This is a genomic window from Micromonospora sp. WMMD754 (assembly GCF_049315235.1).
GTDB lineage: Bacteria > Actinomycetota > Actinomycetes > Mycobacteriales > Micromonosporaceae > Micromonospora > Micromonospora sediminicola.
The window spans coordinates 6,036,995-6,056,748 of the sequence record NZ_CP186058.1 but is presented as its reverse complement, the minus strand read 5'-3'; the positions used below and the strand labels follow the sequence as shown (position 1 = coordinate 6,056,748).

At 71.1% G+C, this 19,754-nt stretch carries 14 protein-coding genes; 12 read left to right on the top strand and 2 right to left on the bottom strand.

Translation table 11 applies throughout. The annotated features are described in order from the left end of the window. The first annotated feature begins 19 nt into the window (after positions 1-19). From chvE to mmsB, 3 genes are all read left to right on the top strand, one after another. Complete coding sequence (gene chvE, locus ACN27B_RS28415; RefSeq protein WP_099160437.1) at positions 20-1,159, top strand: multiple monosaccharide ABC transporter substrate-binding protein; 1,140 nt, start codon at positions 20-22, stop codon at positions 1,157-1,159. A 79-nt stretch (positions 1,160-1,238) separates the two neighbouring features. Beyond that, positions 1,239-2,777 (top strand): multiple monosaccharide ABC transporter ATP-binding protein, encoded by a 1,539-nt coding sequence (gene mmsA / locus ACN27B_RS28410; protein ID WP_099160439.1) that lies wholly within the window; start codon positions 1,239-1,241, stop codon positions 2,775-2,777. Beyond that, complete coding sequence (mmsB, locus tag ACN27B_RS28405; protein ID WP_091573858.1) at positions 2,774-4,024, top strand: multiple monosaccharide ABC transporter permease; 1,251 nt, start codon at positions 2,774-2,776, stop codon at positions 4,022-4,024. The genes mmsA and mmsB overlap by 4 nt, the downstream gene beginning before the upstream one ends. Positions 4,025-4,083: 59 nt before the next feature. Here mmsB and ACN27B_RS28400 read toward each other — a convergent pair whose 3' ends face one another. Beyond that, positions 4,084-5,736: a glycoside hydrolase family 27 protein gene (locus ACN27B_RS28400; protein ID WP_422742231.1), complete on the bottom strand. Its 1,653-nt coding sequence runs from the start codon at positions 5,734-5,736 to the stop codon at positions 4,084-4,086. A gap of 644 nt (positions 5,737-6,380) precedes the next feature. Here ACN27B_RS28400 and araB point away from each other — a divergent pair. The 9 genes from araB to ACN27B_RS28355 all read left to right on the top strand — a co-directional run bounded on the left by araB (position 6,381) and on the right by ACN27B_RS28355 (position 18,635). Further along, positions 6,381-8,060 carry a ribulokinase gene (gene araB, locus ACN27B_RS28395; RefSeq protein ID WP_099160445.1) on the top strand — a complete coding sequence of 560 codons (1,680 nt, stop codon included), beginning with the start codon at positions 6,381-6,383 and terminating at the stop codon, positions 8,058-8,060. Continuing rightward, a complete protein-coding gene (locus ACN27B_RS28390) occupies positions 8,057-8,812 on the top strand; it encodes an L-ribulose-5-phosphate 4-epimerase (protein WP_422742228.1) in 756 nt (251 codons plus the stop codon). The genes araB and ACN27B_RS28390 overlap by 4 nt, the downstream gene beginning before the upstream one ends. After that, complete coding sequence (locus ACN27B_RS28385) at positions 8,809-9,801, top strand: ABC transporter substrate-binding protein (RefSeq protein ID WP_091573861.1); 993 nt, start codon at positions 8,809-8,811, stop codon at positions 9,799-9,801. The genes ACN27B_RS28390 and ACN27B_RS28385 overlap by 4 nt, the downstream gene beginning before the upstream one ends. Before the next feature lie 68 nt (positions 9,802-9,869). Then, positions 9,870-11,414: a sugar ABC transporter ATP-binding protein gene (locus tag ACN27B_RS28380; protein ID WP_099160447.1), complete on the top strand. Its 1,545-nt coding sequence runs from the start codon at positions 9,870-9,872 to the stop codon at positions 11,412-11,414. After that, the gene (locus ACN27B_RS28375) at positions 11,411-12,481 is read left to right on the top strand and encodes an ABC transporter permease (protein WP_396821437.1); all 1,071 of its coding nucleotides are present in this window, start codon (positions 11,411-11,413) and stop codon (positions 12,479-12,481) included. Before ACN27B_RS28380 ends, ACN27B_RS28375 begins: the two co-directional genes overlap by 4 nt. Next, the gene (gene yjfF, locus ACN27B_RS28370; protein ID WP_099160451.1) at positions 12,478-13,470 is read left to right on the top strand and encodes a galactofuranose ABC transporter, permease protein YjfF; all 993 of its coding nucleotides are present in this window, start codon (positions 12,478-12,480) and stop codon (positions 13,468-13,470) included. Before ACN27B_RS28375 ends, yjfF begins: the two co-directional genes overlap by 4 nt. Before the next feature lie 26 nt (positions 13,471-13,496). Then, positions 13,497-14,999, top strand: coding sequence for an L-arabinose isomerase (gene araA, locus ACN27B_RS28365; RefSeq protein WP_281592855.1), 1,503 nt, complete (start codon positions 13,497-13,499; stop codon positions 14,997-14,999). A gap of 269 nt (positions 15,000-15,268) precedes the next feature. After that, entirely contained in the window at positions 15,269-17,326 is a 2,058-nt protein-coding gene (locus ACN27B_RS28360) for an RICIN domain-containing protein (protein WP_422742223.1), read from the top strand. Between the two features lie 319 nt (positions 17,327-17,645). Continuing rightward, entirely contained in the window at positions 17,646-18,635 is a 990-nt protein-coding gene (locus ACN27B_RS28355) for a LacI family DNA-binding transcriptional regulator (protein WP_172967769.1), read from the top strand. A gap of 6 nt (positions 18,636-18,641) precedes the next feature. Here the strand turns inward: ACN27B_RS28355 and ACN27B_RS28350 are convergent, their stop codons facing one another. Then, a complete protein-coding gene (locus tag ACN27B_RS28350; protein WP_422742221.1) occupies positions 18,642-19,583 on the bottom strand; it encodes an acyltransferase domain-containing protein in 942 nt (313 codons plus the stop codon). Between the last annotated feature and the right edge of the window lie 171 nt (positions 19,584-19,754).

Genomic DNA, 19,754 nt, shown 5'->3' with positions numbered 1-19,754 from the left:
TGGAGGGGAGATGGGGCTCGTGCGCAGACGTTTTCTGGCCGCTCTGGGCGGCGTGGCGATCGCGGTCAGCCTGGCCGCGTGCAGTGGAGAGGGCGCGGGAGGCGGCGGGGACACCAAGGGGGCCGAGCCCGGTGACCTCACCATCGGCGTGTCGATGCCGACGCAGACCTCCGAGCGGTGGATCGCCGACGGCAACTCGGTGAAGGAGAAGTTGCAGGCCAAGGGCTACAAAGTGGACCTGCAGTACGCCGGGGACGAGATCCCCACCCAGTCGCAGCAGATCGACCAGATGATCACCCAGGGCGCGGACGTGCTGGTCATCGCCGCGATCGACGGCACCGCGCTCAGCGGCCAGCTCCAGGCGGCGGCCAACGCGAAGATCCCGGTCATCTCCTACGACCGGCTCATCCGCAACAGCCCGAACGTCGACTTCTACGTCAGCTTCGACAACTACAAGGTCGGCGTGGCGCAGGCCAACGCGCTGCTGGTCGGTCTCGGGCTGCAGAACAAGGACGGCTCGAAGGGCTCCGCCGCCGGTCCGTTCAACATCGAGCTGTTCGCCGGCTCCCTGGACGACAACAACGCCCACTTCTTCTTCAGCGGCGCCATGGACACGCTCAAGCCGTACCTGGACGCCGGCACGCTGAAGGTGAAGTCCGGCCAGACGAAGATCGAGCAGGTGGCCATCCTGCGCTGGCAGCAGGAGACCGCGCAGAAACGGATGGAGGATCTGCTCACCTCCAGCTACAACGACGGCGGCAAGGTCGACGGGGTGCTGTCGCCGTTCGACGGCCTGTCCCGGGGCATCATCACCGCCCTGCAGAACGCCGGCTACCGCGGCGGCGCCAAGAAGATGCCGGTCGTCACCGGCCAGGACGCCGAGGTCGCCTCGGTCAAGCTGATCAACGACGGCGTGCAGAGCTCGACCGTCTTCAAGGACACCCGCCTGCTGGCCGACCAGGCCGTGGTCGCCGCCGAGGCGTTCCTCAAGAAGGAGCAGCCCAAGGCGAACGACACCAAGACGTACGACAACGGGGTCAAGGTCGTGCCGTCGTTCCTGCTGCCGGTGCAGACCGTCTACAAGGACGACATCCAGTCGGTGCTGATCGACTCCGGCTACCTGACGGCCCAGGAGGTCGCCGCCGGACGAGCCGGGTGACCGCCCGGCGGGCCCGGGGCGGACGCCGCCGCCGGGCCCGCCACCAGCGGACCCGACGGCCACGACCAGGACGGTTGCCATGAGCGATCACATCCTCGACATGCGGAACATCACGAAGACCTTTCCCGGGGTGGCGGCGCTCCAGGACGTCTCGCTCGCCGTGCGGCGCGGCGAGATCCACGCGATCTGCGGCGAGAACGGCGCCGGCAAGTCCACCCTGATGAAGGTGCTGTCCGGGGTGTACCCGACCGGCAGCTACGACGGGGAGATCGTCTTCGACGGCGAGCCGGTCGACTTCCGCGGGATCCGGGACAGCGAGTCCTGCGGCATCGTGATCATCCACCAGGAACTGGCGCTGGTGCCGTACCTGTCGATCGCCGAGAACATCTTCCTCGGCAACGAGCGCCGGGGCCGCGGCGGGCTCATCGACTGGCACCGGACCAACGCCGAGGCGGCGGCGCTGCTGCGCGAGGTCGGGTTGCACGAGAACCCGGTCACCCCGGTGGTCCAGCTCGGGGTGGGCAAGCAGCAACTGGTCGAGATCGCCAAGGCGCTGTCCAAGAAGGTGCGACTGCTCATCCTGGACGAGCCGACCGCGGCACTCAACGACGTCGACTCGGCACACCTGCTGGACCTGATGCGCCGGCTCCGCGACCAGGGCATCACCTGCATCATGATCTCGCACAAGCTGGGTGAGATCACGGCGGTCGCCGACTCCACCACGGTGATCCGGGACGGTCGGACGGTCGAGACGCTCGACATGCGCGACGGCGCCGTGACGCAGGAGCGGATCATCCGCGGCATGGTCGGGCGCGACCTGTCCGCGTTCTACCCACCCCGGTCGGTGACGCCCGGGGCCGAGGTGCTGCGGATCGAGGACTGGACGGTGCGTCATCCGACCCAGGACCGGCTGGTGGTCGACCGGGCCTCGCTCTCCGTGCGCGCCGGCGAGGTGGTCGGCATCGCCGGCCTGATGGGCGCCGGCCGCACCGAACTGGCGATGAGCGTGTTCGGCCGCGCGTACGGGCGGGAGATCAGCGGACGGCTCTACGTCAACGGCCGCCAGGTGCGGGTCCGGACGGTGGCCGAGGCCATCGCGAACGGCATCGCCTACGCCACCGAGGACCGCAAGCACTACGGCCTGAACCTGATCGACGACGTGCGCGGCAACATCTCGGCCGCCGCTCTCGGCAAGCTGGCCCGGCACGGCTGGATCGACGGCAACCGGGAGATCGACGTCGCCGAGCGGGGGCGGCGCGACATGAACATCAAGACGCCGACGGTGATGGCGTCGGTGGGCAAGCTCTCCGGTGGCAACCAGCAGAAGGTCGTGCTGGCGAAGTGGCTGTTCACCGACCCCGACGTGTTGATCCTGGACGAACCGACCCGGGGCATCGACGTGGGAGCGAAGTTCGAGATCTACACGATCGTCAACCGCCTGGTGGCGGACGGGAAGGCCGTCGTCGTCATCTCCTCCGAGCTGCCCGAGCTGCTGGGCATGTGCGACCGCATCTACACCCTGGCGGCCGGTCGGATCACCGGCGAGCTGCCGGTGGGCGAGGCCACCCAGGAGAACCTGATGGAACTCATGACCAAGGACAGGGATCGCGTCGGATGACCAGCACGAAGCCCTCCAGCTCCCCGAAGGTGGCCGCGCCCGACGCCGGGGCGACCGCCACCCTGCACACCGGAACCAGCGACCCCCGCACGCTGATCCTCGGCAACCTGCGCCAGAGCGGCATCTACATCGCCCTGGTGGTGATCGTCGCGCTGTTCGCGGTCCTCACCGACGGCGTCTCGCTCAGCCCGGGCAACATCACCAACATCGTGCTCCAGTACTCCTACATCCTGGTGCTCGCGATCGGCATGGTCATCGTGATCATCGGCGGGCACATCGACCTGTCCGTGGGGTCGGTGGTGGCGCTCACCGGCGCGGTCTCGGCGGTGCTCGTCATCCGGGAGGGCCTGCCCTGGTGGGCGGGCGTCCTCGCCGCGCTCGCCGTGGGCGTCGCGGTGGGCGCGTGGCACGGCCTCTGGGTCGCGTACGCCGGGATCCCGGCCTTCATCGTCACCCTGGCCGGCATGCTGCTGTTCCGCGGGCTGACGCTGCGGGTGCTGGACAACATCTCGCTCTCGCCCTTCCCGGAGGAATACCAGCGGGTGGCCGCCGGGTTCCTCAACGGGCTCCTCGGCGGGCAGGGGTTCGACGCGTTCACGCTGTTCATCGGCGCCTTCGCGGTGGTCGGTTACGCCGCCAGCGTCTTCCGCACCCGGGTGGCCCGGGTGCGGCACGAACAGCCGGTCGAGTCGTTCCCGCTGTTCGTCCTCCGGGTGGCGGTGGTCGGCGCGGTCGTCATGTGGTTCGCCTGGCAGCTCGCCCACGCCCGGGGCCTGCCGATCGTGCTGATCGTCCTGGCCGTGCTGGTGCTGGTCTACGGCCTGCTCACCCGCCGTACGGTGTTCGGCCGGCAGGTGTACGCGATCGGCGGCAACCTGCCGGCGGCGACGCTGTCCGGCGTGCGGGTGAAGCGGGTCAACTTCTGGGTCTTCGTCAACATGGGCTTCCTCTCCGCCGTGGCCGGGGTGATCTACTCCTCCCGCTCCAACGGGGCCCAGCCGGCGGCGGGCAACATGTTCGAGCTGGACGCGATCGCGGCGGCGTTCATCGGCGGCGCGGCGGTCACCGGCGGGGTCGGCACCGTGGTCGGCGCCATGGTCGGTGGCCTGATCATGGCGGTGATGAGCAACGGCATGCAGCTCATGGGCGTCGACCAGTCCGTGCAGTCGGTGGTGAAGGGCCTGGTCCTGCTCGTCGCGGTGGCGTTCGACATCTGGAACAAGCGCCGCGCCGCGGGCGCCCGGTGACGACCGGCCGGACGGTCACGTGCCGTCCGGCCGGCCGTTCGGTCACCGGCCGGCGCCGGTCAGGCCCGGCTCCAGCGCTGGTTGGTGTTGCCGTGACAGGTCCAGACGATCACCCGGCTGCCGTTGGCGGTACCGCCGTTCTCCACGTCCAGGCACAGCGACGGGAAGCGGACGTTGCTCACCGTGCCGTTGCCGTTGAACGTCCACTGCTGGTTCGTGCCGCCGTTGCAGTCCCAGATCTGCACCCGCGTGCCGGCGCTCGCGCTCGTCGACACGTCCAGGCACTTGCCCAGCACCTGCAACGCCTGCCCGGTGGCGGTGAACTGCTGGTTCGGGTTGCCGTGACAGTCCCAGACCAGCGTGCCGGTGCCGTTGGCGGTACCGGAGTTGTCGACGTCGAGGCAGCGCCCGGCCGACTCGCTGCGCAGCCGGAACGTGGTCGGGGTGGGCGGCGGGGTGGTGGTGCCGCCGCTGACCCGGTAGACCACCGTGCCGTGGGCCGGCACGCTGGCGGAGATCGCGCCCGAGGTGCTGGTGGTGGCGTCGGTCCACGCGTCGCGCAGGGTGAACGAGCTGCCGTTCTTGCCCACCGCCGCGGCCGTGGTGGAGACGGTCGTGGTGCTGCTGCCCTGGTTGAACAGGGCGACCGCGACGTCGCCGTTGGCCAGCGGCTTGGCCAGCACCCGCCGGGTGCCGTCGTTGGCGATCTGGACCGCCTGACGGCCGAGCGTGTCCTGGTTGATCGCGACCAGGTTCTGGTTGCGCAGGATGGCCAGCGTGGCCGCGTTCGTCGACCGCGCGTCGTGGCCCATCATCAGCGGCGCGGCCAGGACCGACCAGAGCGCGAAGTGGCTGCGCATCTCGGTGTCGGTCATGCCGCCCCGGCCGACCTCCAGCATGTCGGGGTCGTTGAACCCGCCGGGGGCGGCGTAGCCGGCCAGGGGCACGGTGACGTCGACGATGTTCTGGATCCCCATCGGGTAGCCGTTGGTCTGGCCGGTGTTCCACGCGTTGGTGATGTCCTCGGTGGTGCGCCAGAGGTTCGCCACGTCGCTCCAGTTGCGCTGCGGCCCGGTCTTGGCGTGGTAGCTGTTCGGGTTGATGCTGTAGACGATCTGCCGGCCGGTGGACGCCAGCGCGTCGCGCATGATGCCGAACCTGGCCACCTGGTCGTTGATCGTCCCGGTGGAGGAGCACCAGTCGTACTTGAGGTAGTCCACGCCCCACGCGGCGAACTGCCGCGCGTCCTGGTACTCGTGGTTGAGGCTGCCGGTGGCGCCGGGGAAGGCGCCGCCGACCTGGGCGCAGGTCTTGTCCAGCGGCACCTGGTAGATGCCGAACAGCAGTCCCCGGGCGTGCAGGTAGTCGCCGAGCGCCTTCATCCCGCTCGGGAACCGCTGCGGGTGGGCCTGCAGGTTGCCCTGGGCGTCCCGGTTGGGGTCGAACCAGCAGTCGTCGACCACGACGTACCTGTACCCGAGGTCGCGCAGCCCGTTCGCGACGATCGCGTCGGCGGTCTGCCGGATGAGGGTCTCGTTGATGTTGCAGCCGAAGGTGTTCCAGGTGTTCCACCCCATCGGCGGGGTGCGGGCGACGCCGTTGTCGAGCGCCCGGGCCGGGCGTGGGGCCACGACCCCGTCGGTGACGGTGGCCGCGAGCGCCACCGCCGTGACGCCCAGGGCGGCCAGCATCCATCGTGTCCGTCTGCGCACTGATCCTCCTCGCTCAGCGGACGCCGGCCGTGCCGACGGCCGCGGCGGAGCGGCCCGCCTGTCGCCGGCCCGCGCCCGCCCGGGACGAACGGCGCGGCGTTCGGGACGGGTCGGCGGATCGCGGTCGGCCGCTCCGGGTGGTGGGGTCCGGCGGTCACCCGGGTCGTCGTCCGTCGCCGCCGCGCTGCGGTGCGGGGTCGTCCACGGAGTGCCACACCGGTGCGGTGATGCCGCGGATGTTATCGCTGACATAAAAGCCTGTAAATAGCAAAGGGCTCCGCCCGGCGGGGTGGCCGGCACCTCGCCGGAGTGGGTGTGGACGGGGAAATGGCCGCTGAAAGGCCCTCTGTCGGCTCGCCGGGGGCGTCGACGGGCGGATCCCGAGGGTTGTCGACCGAACCCTTGCAGTGATCACCAGAGACGCACGATGTTTTCGCTAACACCGGTGCGATTCCGCACCTGGACCGACCGTCGCCGCGGAGTGTCGGGGATCTCGTCCGCACGGCGGCCCCGCCGGTCCGGTGCCCACCGTAGTGATCGCTCACCCGATCGCGCTCCCCGTTACGTAGCTGTTGCGCAGAGGTGTCTTGACGGATGTATATGTGAGCGCTAACACTAACCTCCGTGATGCGGCGGAGGTGCAGATGAGCGAAGTGGACGCGGCCGACCGGTACGTGGTCGGGGTCGATTTCGGCACGCTGTCCGGGCGGGCGCTCGTGGTGCGGGTGCGCGACGGCGCGGAGGTCGGCACGGCGGTGCACGACTACCGTCACGGGGTCATCGAGTCGGCCCTGCCCGACGGCGGCCCGGCGCTGCCGCCGGACTGGGCGCTCCAGGACCCCGACGACTACCGCGACGTGCTGCGCGAGGCGGTGCCCGCCGCGCTGGCCGTCGCCGGCGTGGATCCGGCCCTGGTCGTCGGCATCGGCACCGACTTCACCGCCTGCACCGTCCTGCCGACCCTCGCCGACGGCACCCCGCTGTGCGAGGTGCCGGAGCTGCGGCACCGGCCGCACGCCTGGGTGAAGCTGTGGAAGCACCACGCCGCCCAGCCGCAGGCCGACCGGATCAACGCCCTCGCCCACGAGCGGGGCGAGCCGTGGATCGGCCGCTACGGCGGCAAGATCTCCGCCGAGTGGCAGTTCGCCAAGGGGTTGCAGATCCGCACCGAGGATCCCGAGGTCTATCGCCGGGCCGAGCGCTTCGTCGAGGCCGCCGACTGGATCGTCTGGGAGCTGTGCGGGGTGGAGACCCGCAACGCCTGCACCGCGGGCTACAAGGGCATCCGGCAGGACGGCCGGTACCCGTCGGCGGACTACCTCGGCGCGCTCGACCCCGGCTTCACCGACTTCGTCGCCAAACTGGACGGTCCGCTGCTGCCGCTGGGCGCGCGGGCGGGCACGCTCGGCGCCCGGGCGGCGGCCTGGACCGGGCTGCCCGAGGGCATCGCGGTCGCCGTGGGCAACGTCGACGCGCACGTCACCGCCGCCGCCGCGCAGGCACTGCGCCCGGGTCGGCTGGTGGCGATCATGGGGACGTCCACCTGCCACGTGCTCAACGGCACCCACCCGGCCGAGGTGCCGGGCATGTGCGGTGTGGTCGACGGCGGCATCAGCCCCGGCGCCTGGGGCTTCGAGGCCGGGCAGAGCGGCGTGGGTGACATCTTCGGCTGGTTCGTCAGCAACGCCGCCCCGGCGGGTCTGGACTCGCACGAGCGGCTCACCGAGCTGGCCGCCGCCCAGCCGGTCGGCGCGCACGGTCTGGTCGCGCTGGACTGGTGGAACGGCAACCGGTCGTTGCTGGTCAACCACGACCTCAGCGGGCTGGTCGTCGGGCTGACGCTGGCCACCCGGCCGCCGGACGTCTACCGCGCCCTGCTGGAGGCCACCGCGTACGGCACCCGGATGATCATCGAGGCGTTCGCCGAGGCGGGCGTGCCGGTCGACGACCTGGTGGTCGCCGGCGGGCTCACCTCGAACCGGCTGCTGATGCAGATCTACGCCGACGTCACCAACCGTCCGCTCGGCATCATCGGCTCCGCCCAGGGGCCGGCGCTCGGGTCCGCGATCCACGCGGCGGTCGCCGCCGGCGCGTACCCGACGATCCACGAGGCGTCGGCCGCGATGGGGCGGGTGGACGAGGGCGTCTACCGGCCCGTACCGGAGAACGTCCGGGCCTACGACGCGCTCTACGCCGAGTACCGCGCGCTGCACGACCACTTCGGTCGCGGCGGCGACGACGTGATGCTCCGCCTGCGGGCGATCCGGAACGCGGCGCGGGACGCCGCTGCGCGGACCGACCCGGTTCTGGAGGTGATCGGATGAACGCCGACGTCGTCCGGCAGGTCGCCGCGGTGCGCGAGACCGTGGCCCGGCTGCACCGCGAGCTGACCCGCTACGACCTGGTGGCCTGGACCGCCGGCAACGTCTCGGCCCGCGTTCCCGGGCAGGAGCTGATTGTCATCAAGCCCAGCGGGGTGGACTACGACGATCTGACCGCCGACACGATGGTGGTCTGCGACCTCGGCGGCACCGTCGTGGACGGCGGCGGCTCGCCGTCGAGCGACACCGCCGCGCACGCGTACGTCTACCGGGCGATGCCCGAGGTCGGCGGTGTGGTGCACACCCACAGCGGCTACGCCACCGCGTGGGCGGCGCGGGGCGAGGCGATCCCGTGCTGGCTGACCGCCCAGGCCGACGAGTTCGGCGGCGAGATCCCGGTCGGGCCGTTCGCCCTGATCGGCGGCGACGACATCGGCAAGGGGATCGTCAGCACCCTGGCCGGGCACCGCTCGCCCGCGGTGCTCATGCGCAACCACGGCGTCTTCACCATCGGCCGGGACGCCCGGGCGGCGGTCAAGGCCGCGGTGATGTGCGAGGACGTGGCCCGCACCGCCCACCTGGCCCGCGCGCTCGGGCCGCCGCTGCCGATCGCGGCGGCCGACGTCGACGCGCTGCACGACCGCTACCAGAACGTCTACGGCCAACGCCCGACCACCGACCCCACCACCACACCCGGTCGTGCCGGCCCTGCCGGCCGCGCGTCCGGCTCACCCCACCACGAGGAGAACCGATGAGAACCAGGAGCACGGCACGCACCGTCATCGCGGCCCTCGCCGGCGTGCTGCTCGCCGGCGGCATGGTCGCCTGCGGCAACAGCGACACCGGCGGCGGGTCCGGCGGCGACGACAAGATCGTCCTGGGCTTCTCCCAGGTCGGCGCGGAGAGCGGCTGGCGCACCGCGAACACCACCTCGATCAAGGAGGCGGCGGGCGAGGCCGGCATCGAGCTGAAGTTCGACGACGCGCAGCAGAAGCAGGAGAACCAGATCAAGGCGATCCGCAACTTCATCCAGCAGAAGGTCGACGTCATCGCCTTCTCGCCGGTCGTCGAGTCCGGCTGGGACACCGTGCTGAAGGAGGCCAAGGACGCCAAGATCCCGGTGATCCTGACCGACCGCGCGGTCGACTCGGCCGACAAGTCGCTCTACAAGACGTTCCTCGGCTCGGACTTCAAGAAGGAGGGACGGCTCGCCGGCGAGTGGCTGGTGGAGCAGAAGAAGTCGGCGTCCGGCCCGGTCAACATCGTCGAGCTGCAGGGCACCACCGGCTCGGCGCCGGCGAACGACCGCAAGGAGGGCTTCGCCGGCGCGATCGCGGCCAACCCCAACCTGAAGATCATCGCCTCGCAGTCCGGTGACTTCACCCGCGCCGGCGGCAAGCAGGTGATGGAGCAGTTCCTCAAGGCCAACCCGAAGATCGACGTGCTCTTCGCCCACAACGACGACATGGGTCTGGGCGCGCTGGAGGCGATCACCGCGGCGGGCAAGGTGCCCGGCAAGGACATCACCATCATCACCGTCGACGCGGTGAAGGACGGCATGCAGGCGCTCGCGGACGGCAAGTTCAACTTCATCGCCGAGTGCAGCCCGCTGCTCGGCCCGCAGCTGATGGACCTGGTCAAGAAGGTCAAGGCCGGCGAGGAGGTCCCGGCCCGGATCGAGACCGAGGAGACCACCTTCACCCAGGAGCAGGCCAAGGAGGCGCTGCCCAACCGCAAGTACTGACCCACCCGCGGGGGTCGCCGTCGCGTTGACGGCGACCCCCGCGCCACCACCGTCGAAGAAGAGGTCCGATGGGTACGGGTGACCGTCCGGTCCTGACCATGACCGGCATCAGCAAGACCTTCCCCGGGGTTCGCGCGCTGCACGACGTCGACTTCCGGCTGTTCCCGGGCGAGGTCCACGCCCTGATGGGCGAGAACGGCGCCGGCAAGTCGACCCTGATCAAGGTGTTGACCGGCGTCTACGGCACCGACGCGGGCGTCGTCACGCTCGCCGGTGAGCAGGTCTCCTTCAGCGGGCCGATGCAGGCCGCCGCGGCCGGCGTGAGCACCGTCTACCAGGAGGTCAACCTCTGCACGAACCTGTCGGTGGCGGAGAACGTCTTCATCGGCCGGGAGCCGCGCCGCCTCGGCGCCGTGCGCTGGGGCGAGATGCGCCGGCGCGCCCGCGAGCTGCTGGCCCGGCTCGACCTCGACCTCGACGTCACCGCGCAGCTCGGCACGTACTCGCTGGCCGTGCAGCAGATGGTGGCGATCGCCCGGGCGATCGACGTGCGGGCGCGGGTGCTCATCCTCGACGAGCCGACCTCCAGCCTCGACGCGGGCGAGGTCGCGCAACTGTTCCGGATCATGCGACAGCTGCGCGACGAGGGGATCGCCATCCTGTTCGTCACCCACTTCCTGGACCAGGTCTACGGCATCGCCGACCGGATCACCGTGCTGCGCAACGGGACCCTGGTGGGGGAGTACCGCACCGAGGAGCTGCCCCAGTTCAGCCTGGTCGAGAAGATGATCGGCCAGGAACTCGACGTGCTGGAACGGCTCGACGAGCAGCAGAAGCGCGCCACCGTCGCCCCCGCCGGGGCGGACCCGCTGGTGGACGCCGTGGAGCTGGGGCGGCGGGGCGCGGTCGCCCCGTTCAGCCTGCGCATCGAGGCCGGTGAGGTGGTCGGCCTGGCCGGCCTGCTCGGCTCCGGCCGCACCGAGGTCGCCCGCCTGCTCTTCGGCGCCGACCGCGCCGACCACGGCCAGGTCCGCCTCGACGGGGGCCGCTCGCCGCTGCGTACCCCGGTCCAGGCCATCGAACAGGGCATCGGCTTCTGCTCGGAGAACCGCCGCGCGGAGGGCATCGTGCCGGAGCTGTCGGTCCGGGAGAACATGATCCTGGCGATGCAGGCCGCGCGTGGCTGGCTGCGTCCGGTTCCGCGCCGCCGGCAGGACGAGCTGGTCCGCCGGTACGTCGAGGCGCTCAGCATCCGGCCGGCGAACCCGGAGCTGCCGGTGCGCAACCTCTCCGGCGGCAACCAGCAGAAGGTGCTGCTGGCGCGCTGGCTGATCACCGAGCCGCGCCTGCTCATCCTGGACGAGCCCACCCGCGGCATCGACGTCGGGGCCAAGGCCGAGATCCAGAAGTTGGTGGTGCAGCTCTCCGACGGCGGCATGGCGGTGCTGTTCATCTCCGCCGAGCTGGAGGAGGTGCTGCGCCTGAGCCACCGGGTCGCGGTCATGCGGGACCGCGAGATGGTCGCCCAGCTCACCAACGACGACTCGCTCGACGCCGACCGCGTCATGCGCACCATCGCCAGCGGAACCCCGAGGGAGGAGGTGACCCGATGACCACCGTCGCCGACCGCCTCCGCCCGGTGACCGGCCACCGTCTGTTCTGGCCGGCCCTCGTGCTCGTGGTCATGATCGCCGCGAACACCGTCTACCGACCCGGCTTCCTCGCCGTGGAGGTCAAGAACGGCCACCTGTACGGCACGCCGGTCGACATCCTCCGGTTGAGCGCGCCGCTGATCCTGGTCGCGCTCGGCATGACCCTCGTCATCGCCACCGGCGGCATCGACCTGTCCGTCGGCTCGCTCTGCGCCATCAGCGGGGCGATCGCCTGCCTGCACATCAGCCGGGCGGCCGACCCGGACAGCCCGTCCACAGTGCTCACCGCGCTGGCTCTGGCCTTCGGGGCCGCGTTGGTGCTCGGCGCCTGGAACGGGGTGCTGGTCGCCGTCATCGGCATCCAACCCATCATCGCCACGCTGATCCTCATGGTGGCCGGGCGGGGGATCGCCCAGCTGGTCACCGAGGGGCAGATCATCACGATCAACTCCGGCCCGTACCGGGCGATCGGGCTCGGACACCTCCTCACCCTGCCGCTGGCCGTCCTGATCGCCCTGGCCGCGGCGCTGCTGGTGGCCGCGTTCACCCGGCGCACCGCGCTCGGGCTGATCGTCGAGTCGGTGGGCGGCAACGCCGAGGCGAGCCGGCTCGCCGGCATCCGGTCCCGGCGGATCATCTTCCTGGTCTACGTGGTCAGCGCCGCCTGCGCCGCGCTCGCCGGCTTCATGGTCACCGCGAACGTGTCCAGCGCGGACGGCAACGCCGCCGGCCTGTGGATCGAACTCGACGCGATCCTCGCGGTGGTGATCGGCGGCACCTCGCTGGCCGGCGGCCGGTTCTCGCTCGGCGGCACCGTCCTGGGCGCGCTGATCATCCAGACCCTGACCACCACGGTGTACGCCATGAACATCTCGCCCCAGACGTCGCTGCTGTTCAAGGCCGTCGTCGTCATCGCGGTCTGCCTCGTGCAGGCCCCGGCGTTCCGGGCCCGGTTCCGTCGTCGACGCCGTGGCGTCGAACCCGGCCCGGCGGCGCCCCAACGGGAGAAGGAGCAGGTGCCGGCATGAGCAGCACGTCGTCGACCGTCGCCCGGTCCTGGCGGCCCGGCCTGCCCCGGCGGCACGTCCCGGTCCTGGCCACGCTGGCCCTGCTGCTGGTCATGTACGGCATCGGGGTGTCCCAGTACCGCGCCTTCTCCAACGTCCAGGTCGTCTTCAACGTCTTCATCGACAACGGCTTCGTGCTCGTCGTCGCCGTCGGCATGACCTTCGTGATCCTCACCGGCGGCATCGACCTCTCCGTCGGCTCGGTGGTCGCCATGACCGCCATGGTGTCGGCCGCCCTGCTGCGCGACGGCATGCCAGCGGCCCTGGTCCTGGTCATCGCGCTGCTGATCGGACCGACGCTGGGCTTCCTGATGGGCTGCGCGATCCACTTCTTCGACATCCAACCGTTCATCGTCACGCTCGCCGGGATGTTCTTCGCCCGGGGCATGTGCACGTTCATCAGCGGCGCCTCGATCTCCATCACCGACGGCTTCTGGACCGGCATGTCGCAGCAGCGCATCGGGAACCCGGCCGGCAACTTCGTGTCGATCAGCGTGCTGATCGCGTTCGCGGTGGTCCTGGTGGCGGCGTACGTGCTGGCCTACACCCGGTTCGGCCGCAACGTGTACGCCGTCGGCGGCAACGCGCAGTCGGCGCTGCTGATGGGCCTGCCGGTGGCGCGGACCCGGATCGCCGTCTACACCATCAGCGGGCTCTGCTCGGCCATCGGCGGCATCCTGCTGTCGTTCTACACGCTGTCCGGCGCGCCGCTGATCGCCGTCGGCATGGAACTGGACGTGATCGCCGCCGTCGTGATCGGCGGCACCGTGCTCACCGGCGGCTCCGGATACGTCTTCGGCACCGTCCTCGGCGTGCTGGTGCTGGGCGTGATCCAGACCCTGATCACGTTCGACGGCAGCCTCAACTCCTGGTGGACCAAGATCGTGATCGGCGGCCTGCTGTTCGCGTTCATCCTCCTCCAGCGCCTCATCGGCATCCGGTTCAAGTGACGGTTCCTAGCGCGGAAGGCAACAACATGGCAACTCACCCCCAGCCCGAGGTCTGGTTCCTCACCGGCAGCCAGGGCCTCTACGGCGAGGACACCCTGCGGCAGGTCGCCGAGCAGTCCCGGCAGATCGCCGCGTGCCTGGACGAGTCGCCGGACATCCCCGTACGCGTGGTCTGGAAGCCGGTCCTGACCTCCGGCACGGACATCCTCGCCGTCTGCCGGGACGCGGCCGTGCGGGGCGCGGTCGGGGTGATCGCCTGGATGCACACGTTCTCCCCGGCGAAGATGTGGATCGCCGGCCTGGACGCGCTGCGGACGCCGCTGCTGCACCTGCACACCCAGGCGAACGTGGCGCTGCCTTGGGACACCATCGACATGGACTTCATGAACCTGAACCAGGCCGCGCACGGCGACCGCGAGTTCGGCTACATCCAGACCCGGCTCGGGGTGGCCCGCAAGACCGTCGCCGGGCACGTCACCGACCCGCGGGTGGTCGGACGGGTCGCGGCCTGGGCCCGCGCCGCCGTCGGCTGGTCGGCGGTGCGGTCGTTGCGGTTGGCCCGCTTCGGCGACAACATGCGCGACGTCGCGGTGACCGAGGGGGACAAGGTCGAGGCGGAGCTGCGGTTCGGCGTCTCGGTCAACACCTACGGGGTGAACGACCTGGTCGCGGCCGTCGACCAGGTCGCCGACGCGCAGGTGGACGACCTGGTCAAGGAGTACGACGACACCTACCGGGTGGACGCCGACCTGCGGCCCGGCGGCGCCCGGCACGACTCGCTGCGCTATGCCGCCCGTCAGGAGCTGGGCCTGCGGGCGTTCCTCGACGAGGGCGGGTTCCGCGCCTTCACCACCAACTTCGAGGACCTGGGCGGGCTGCGTCAGCTCCCGGGCATCGCGGTGCAGCGGCTGATGGCCGACGGGTACGGCTTCGGCGGCGAGGGCGACTGGAAGACCTCCGTGCTGGTGCGGACGCTGAAGGCGATGGCCGTCGGCGTCGACGGCGGCACGTCGTTCATGGAGGACTACACCTACGACCTGACGTTCGGCCAGGAACTGGTCCTCGGCGCGCACATGCTGGAGGTCTGTCCCAGCATCGCCGCCGACGTGCCCACGGCCCAGGTGCACCCGCTGAGCATCGGCGGGCGGGAGGATCCGGTCCGGTTGGTGTTCGACGCGGCGTCCGGCCCGGCCGTCGTGCTCGGCATGGCCGACATGGGGGAGCGGTTCCGGCTGGTCGCCAACGAGGTGGACGTGGTGCCGCCGCCGCACCCGCTGCGCCGGTTGCCGGTGGCCCGCGCGGTCTGGCGGCCGCGCCCCGACCTGGCCGGCTCGGCGGAGGCGTGGATCACCGCGGGCGGCCCGCACCACACCGTGCTCTCCCAGGCCGTGGGGGTGGAGGAGCTACGCGACCTGGCGGCGATGGCCCGCACCGAGCTGGTCGTCATCGACGCCGACACGGCGCCGCACCGGTTCGCCGACGAGCTGCGCTGGAACCAGGCGTACTACCGGCTCGCCCGGGGGTTCTGAGGCGCGCCGGCGGCACGCCGGGTGGCGGGTCCCGGGCCGGGACCCGCCACCCGGATGTGTCCGCCGGGTCACGCCTTGACGAACGTCATGTTATCGCTCACAGTCGATGTGTCGGGTCGTCGACGTCGCGCGCGGACCGTTCCGGGCCGAGACCGCGCCGCAGCTGTGCGGAGATCCGACTCCCTTCCGGCGCGGACGGCTGTTAGCGATCACATGGGCGGTGCCGCCGTGCGTCGTCCCGCCCCGGAACCGGTCGACGAAGGAGAGTCATGGTGAGCAGAGGTCGGTTGGCCCGGCTCCTGGCGGGGTTGGCGGCGATGCTGGTCGGCGGCGCGCTGGTGACGGTGGCGCCGGTGCCGGCGTCGGCCGCGACGGTGGACACCGGCGCGTGGTACGTGCTGGTGAACCGCAACAGCGGCAAGGCGCTGGACCTGTACAACCAGGCCACGAACGACGGGGCGCGGATCACCCAGTGGTCGCGCAACGACGGGGCCTGGCAGCAGTGGCAGTTCGTGGACTCCGGTGGCGGCTGGTACCGGATCCGGTCGCGGCACTCGGGCAAGGTGCTGGACGTGACCGGCGCCTCGACCGCCAACGGTACGGCCGTGGTGCAGTGGTCCGACCACAACGGGACCAACCAGCAGTTCCGGCTGGCGGACTCGGACAGCGGCTACGTGCGGCTGGTCAACCGCAACTCGAACAAGGTCGTGGAGGTGCAGAACGCCGCCACGACCGACGGCGGCAACATCGTGCAGTACGACGACTGGAACGGCGCGAACCAGCAGTGGCAGCTGGTGCGTGTCGGGGACGGCGGCAACCCGAACCCGGGCGGCACGTTCACCAACCCGGCCGTCTGGCAGGACTTCGCCGACGTCGACATCATCCGGGTCGGGGACGTCTACTACATGTCCGCCTCGACCATGCACTACTCGCCGGGCGCGCCCGTGCTGCGCTCCTGGGACCTGGTGAACTGGGAGTTCGCCGGGCACTCCGTCCCCCGGCTCGACTTCGGCGCGAAGTACGACCTGACCAACGGCGCGCACGCGTACGTGGACGGCATCTGGGCGTCGACGTTGAACTACCGGCCGAGCAACCGGACCTACTACTGGGCCGGGTGCGTCGACTTCGCCCAGACCCACATCTACACCGCCGACGCGGTCGACGGCGCCTGGAGTCGGCTGACCACCATCCCGAACTGCTACTACGACGCCGGGATGCTGATCGACGACAACGACACGATGTACGTGGCGTACGGCAACGGCACGATCAGCGTGGCGCAGCTGTCCGCCGACGGGCGCAGCCAGGTGCGGGCCCAGCAGGTCTACCAGACGCCGTCGAGCATCGGCACGCTGGAGGGGGCCCGCTTCTACAAGCGCAACGGCGCCTACTACATCTGGCTCACCCGGCCGGCCAACGGCCAGTACGTGCTCAAGTCCACCAACGGCCCGTTCGGCCCCTACGAGCAGCGGCAGGTGCTGCTCAACCTGCCCGGTCCGATCTCCGGCGGGGGCGTGCCGCACCAGGGCGGGCTCGTGCAGACGCAGAACGGCTCCTGGTACTACATGGCCTTCACCGACGCGTACCCGGGCGGCCGGATGCCGACGCTGGCGCCGATCACCTGGACCGCCGACGGGTGGCCGCAGGTGCAGACCGTCAACGGGGCCTGGGGCGCGAGCTATCCCAACCCGCTGCCGCTGCGCCCGGTCAAGCCGCTCACCGGCACCGACACCTTCGCCGGCAGCACGCTCGGCGTGCAGTACGAGTGGAACCACAACCCGGACAACAGCCGCTGGTCGGTGAACAACGGCCTGCGGTTGCAGACCGCCACCGTGACCACCGACCTCTACCGGGCCCGCAACACGCTGACCCACCGGATCCAGGGCCCGACCTCCACCGGGACCGTGGAGCTGGACTACTCGGGCATGCGCGACGGCGACCGGGCCGGGCTCGCGATGCTGCGCGACAGCTCGGCGTGGATCGGGGTCCGGCGGGACAACGGCGCCACCCGGGTGGTGATGACCAACGGCCTGACCATGGGATCCGACAACTGGAACACCACCTCCACCGGGACCGAGATCGCCGGCGCCCCGGTCTCCGGCGGGCGGATCTGGTTGCGGGCCAACGCCGACATCCGGCCCGGCTCCGGCCGGCAGGCACGGTTCTCCTACAGCACCGACGGGGTCACCTTCGTCCCGTTGGGCAACGCGTTGACGCTCAACAACGCGTGGCAGTTCTTCATGGGATACCGCTTCGGCATCTTCAACTACGCCACGCAATCACTCGGTGCCGCGGTGACCGTACGCCAGTTCTCGTTGACGACCCCGTGACAACGGTCACCATTTACGACCGTTGACATATCTGCGAATTGCCCGGGGTGGGGTTCCGGTAATCATCGGAAAAGCCTCACCCCGGGCCCAATGCACCGGCGCGGAGCTGGGATTTCGCGGTCCCGACCGGAGGAGGGGAATGGGGCCGTGGACGATTCCGTGGCATTCGGTGGCCGGCGCCCGGACGCGGGCCCGACGGTGCCGTTCCGGCGGGAACGGCTGGCGTAGACTGTCGCCACCCGGGCCGGTCCGGTCGAGATCGACCGGGTTCGGCCACCGCGGGCTGTCGGAAAGTGAGGTGGCCGTGCGCGGTCCTGCGATGACGGACGTGGCTCGCCTCGCCGGGGTGTCGCACCAGACGGTGTCCCGGGTCCTCAACGGGCATCCCAACGTGCGCGAGCAGACCCGGCTCCGGGTCCAGGCGGCCATCACCGAACTCGGCTACCGGCCCAACCGCGCCGCCCGCGCGCTGGTCACCGGCCGGTCCCAGGTGATCGGCGTGGTCGCGCAGAACACCACCCTCTACGGGCCGGCCTCCCTGCTGGCCGCCCTGGAGCAGACCGCCGCCGAGGCCGGTTTCGCGGTCAGCGTCGGCAGCGTGAGCGACCTGGACCACCGCTCCATCTCCGCGGCGGTGGAACGGCACCTGGCCCACCGGGTGGCGGGCATCGTGGTGATCGCGCCGGTCGAGTCGGCCGGGGAGGCGCTGGAGCGGCTTCCCCAGGACGTGCCGCTGGTGACCGTCGACGGCGACCCGCGCCGACCGATCCCGCTGGTGACGGTCGACCAGGTCGCCGGCGCCCGGGCCGCCACCCAGCACCTCCTCGACGCCGGGCACCGCACGGTCTGGCACGTCTCCGGCCCGTCGGACTGGTTCGACAGCGCCGGCCGGATCGAGGGCTGGCGCGAGGCCCTGCAGTTGGCCGGCGCCGAGATACCGCCGCTGGTCCCGGCCGACTGGTCCGCCGCCGCCGGCTACCGGTCCGGGCAGATGCTGGCCCGCATGCCCGAGGTCACCGCCGTCTTCACCGCCAACGACCACCTCGCGCTCGGGGTGCTCCGCGCGCTGCACGAGCACGGCCGGCGGGTGCCGGACGACATCAGCGTGGTCGGGTTCGACGACGTGCCCGAGGCGGCCTACTTCATCCCGCCGCTGACCACCGTGCGCCCCGACTTCGCCGCGGTCGCCGGGGCCAGCCTCGACCTGCTGCTGGCGCAGATCGAGTCGGCCGGCGTCGGCCCGTTGCGCCAGACCATCGCGCCGACGCTGATCCCGCGACGCAGCGTGGGTCCACCGCCGCGACGCTGAGCCGGGTCAGATCGGGAAGCGGCCACGCCGCCACTGCCAGTGGCGGCCGGCGCGGAGGTGGTCGACGACCGCGCGCTGGAGCACGGTGCGGCGCGGCAGTTCGTCGAGCGGCGTGCTCAGCGTGCGGAACACGAACCGCAGCACCTCGACGTCGCCGTCCAGCCCTTCCGGCTCCTCGTAGGGCTCCAGCTCGAACCGCCGCTGGAAGCGGATGATGTTCGAGTCGTCCGGCAGGTATTCGCGCAGTTGCGGGTCGAGCAGCCACGAGCCGCAGGAGAACTCCGTGTGCCGCTCGTCCGGGAAGTGGCGCGGGAAGAACGCGCGGGCCTCGTCGAGCGACGCCGTGACCGCCTGCGGGGTCAGCGGCCCCGCGTCGGGGATGTGCAGGCCGATGGTCTCGCCGCGCTGGTGCTGGAGCCGGCCCAGCTCGTAGAGACCGCCGCGGGTGTGCAGCGTCAGCCAGCTCTGCATGACCGGCCAGCCCTCGCCGTCCATCCGCCGGTCGACGGCCAGGTTGCGGCCCAGGTCGGCCAGTGTCGCCCAGGACACGGCGTCGGGCAGGCCGTGGTCCCGGTGGTAGCCGCGCACGACCTCCACCAGGGCCAGGTACGCGTAGACGTAGAGGTGCCGCCAGGCCGGGCCACGGTCGCGCGGCAGCGCCGGACCGGGCGGCAGCCACTCGTGGCCACCGCGGTCGGCGCGGACCATCGCGGTCGAGCGGTCGAGCAGCCAGCGCAGCTCCGGGGTCCACAGTGGGGATCCCGGGTCGGGCCAGCCGGCCAGGATCTCGGCGGCGTCGTCCGGCGGCACCGCGAGGCGGTCCAGCAGGGCGGGCGCGTCGGCCCGCGCGGGCAACGGCGCCGACGGGTGGTCGGCGGCGAGCCGGTGCACGCGGTCGACCTCGTCGACCGGAACCCCGAGCCGCGCCGCGGTGTCGTCGAGATCCACGTGAGCGACCCTACCGACCGGCGGGGGCGCGGCGACAGGCCCGATCCGGGGCCGGCGTGCCGGTGCGCGTGGTGGACGTCGCCGCAGGGTCGTGAAGAATACTTGCGGAACTGACTCCCATCGATGAGCATATCCTTCACATCGACTGACGTGTATCGATGAGTTCGCGTC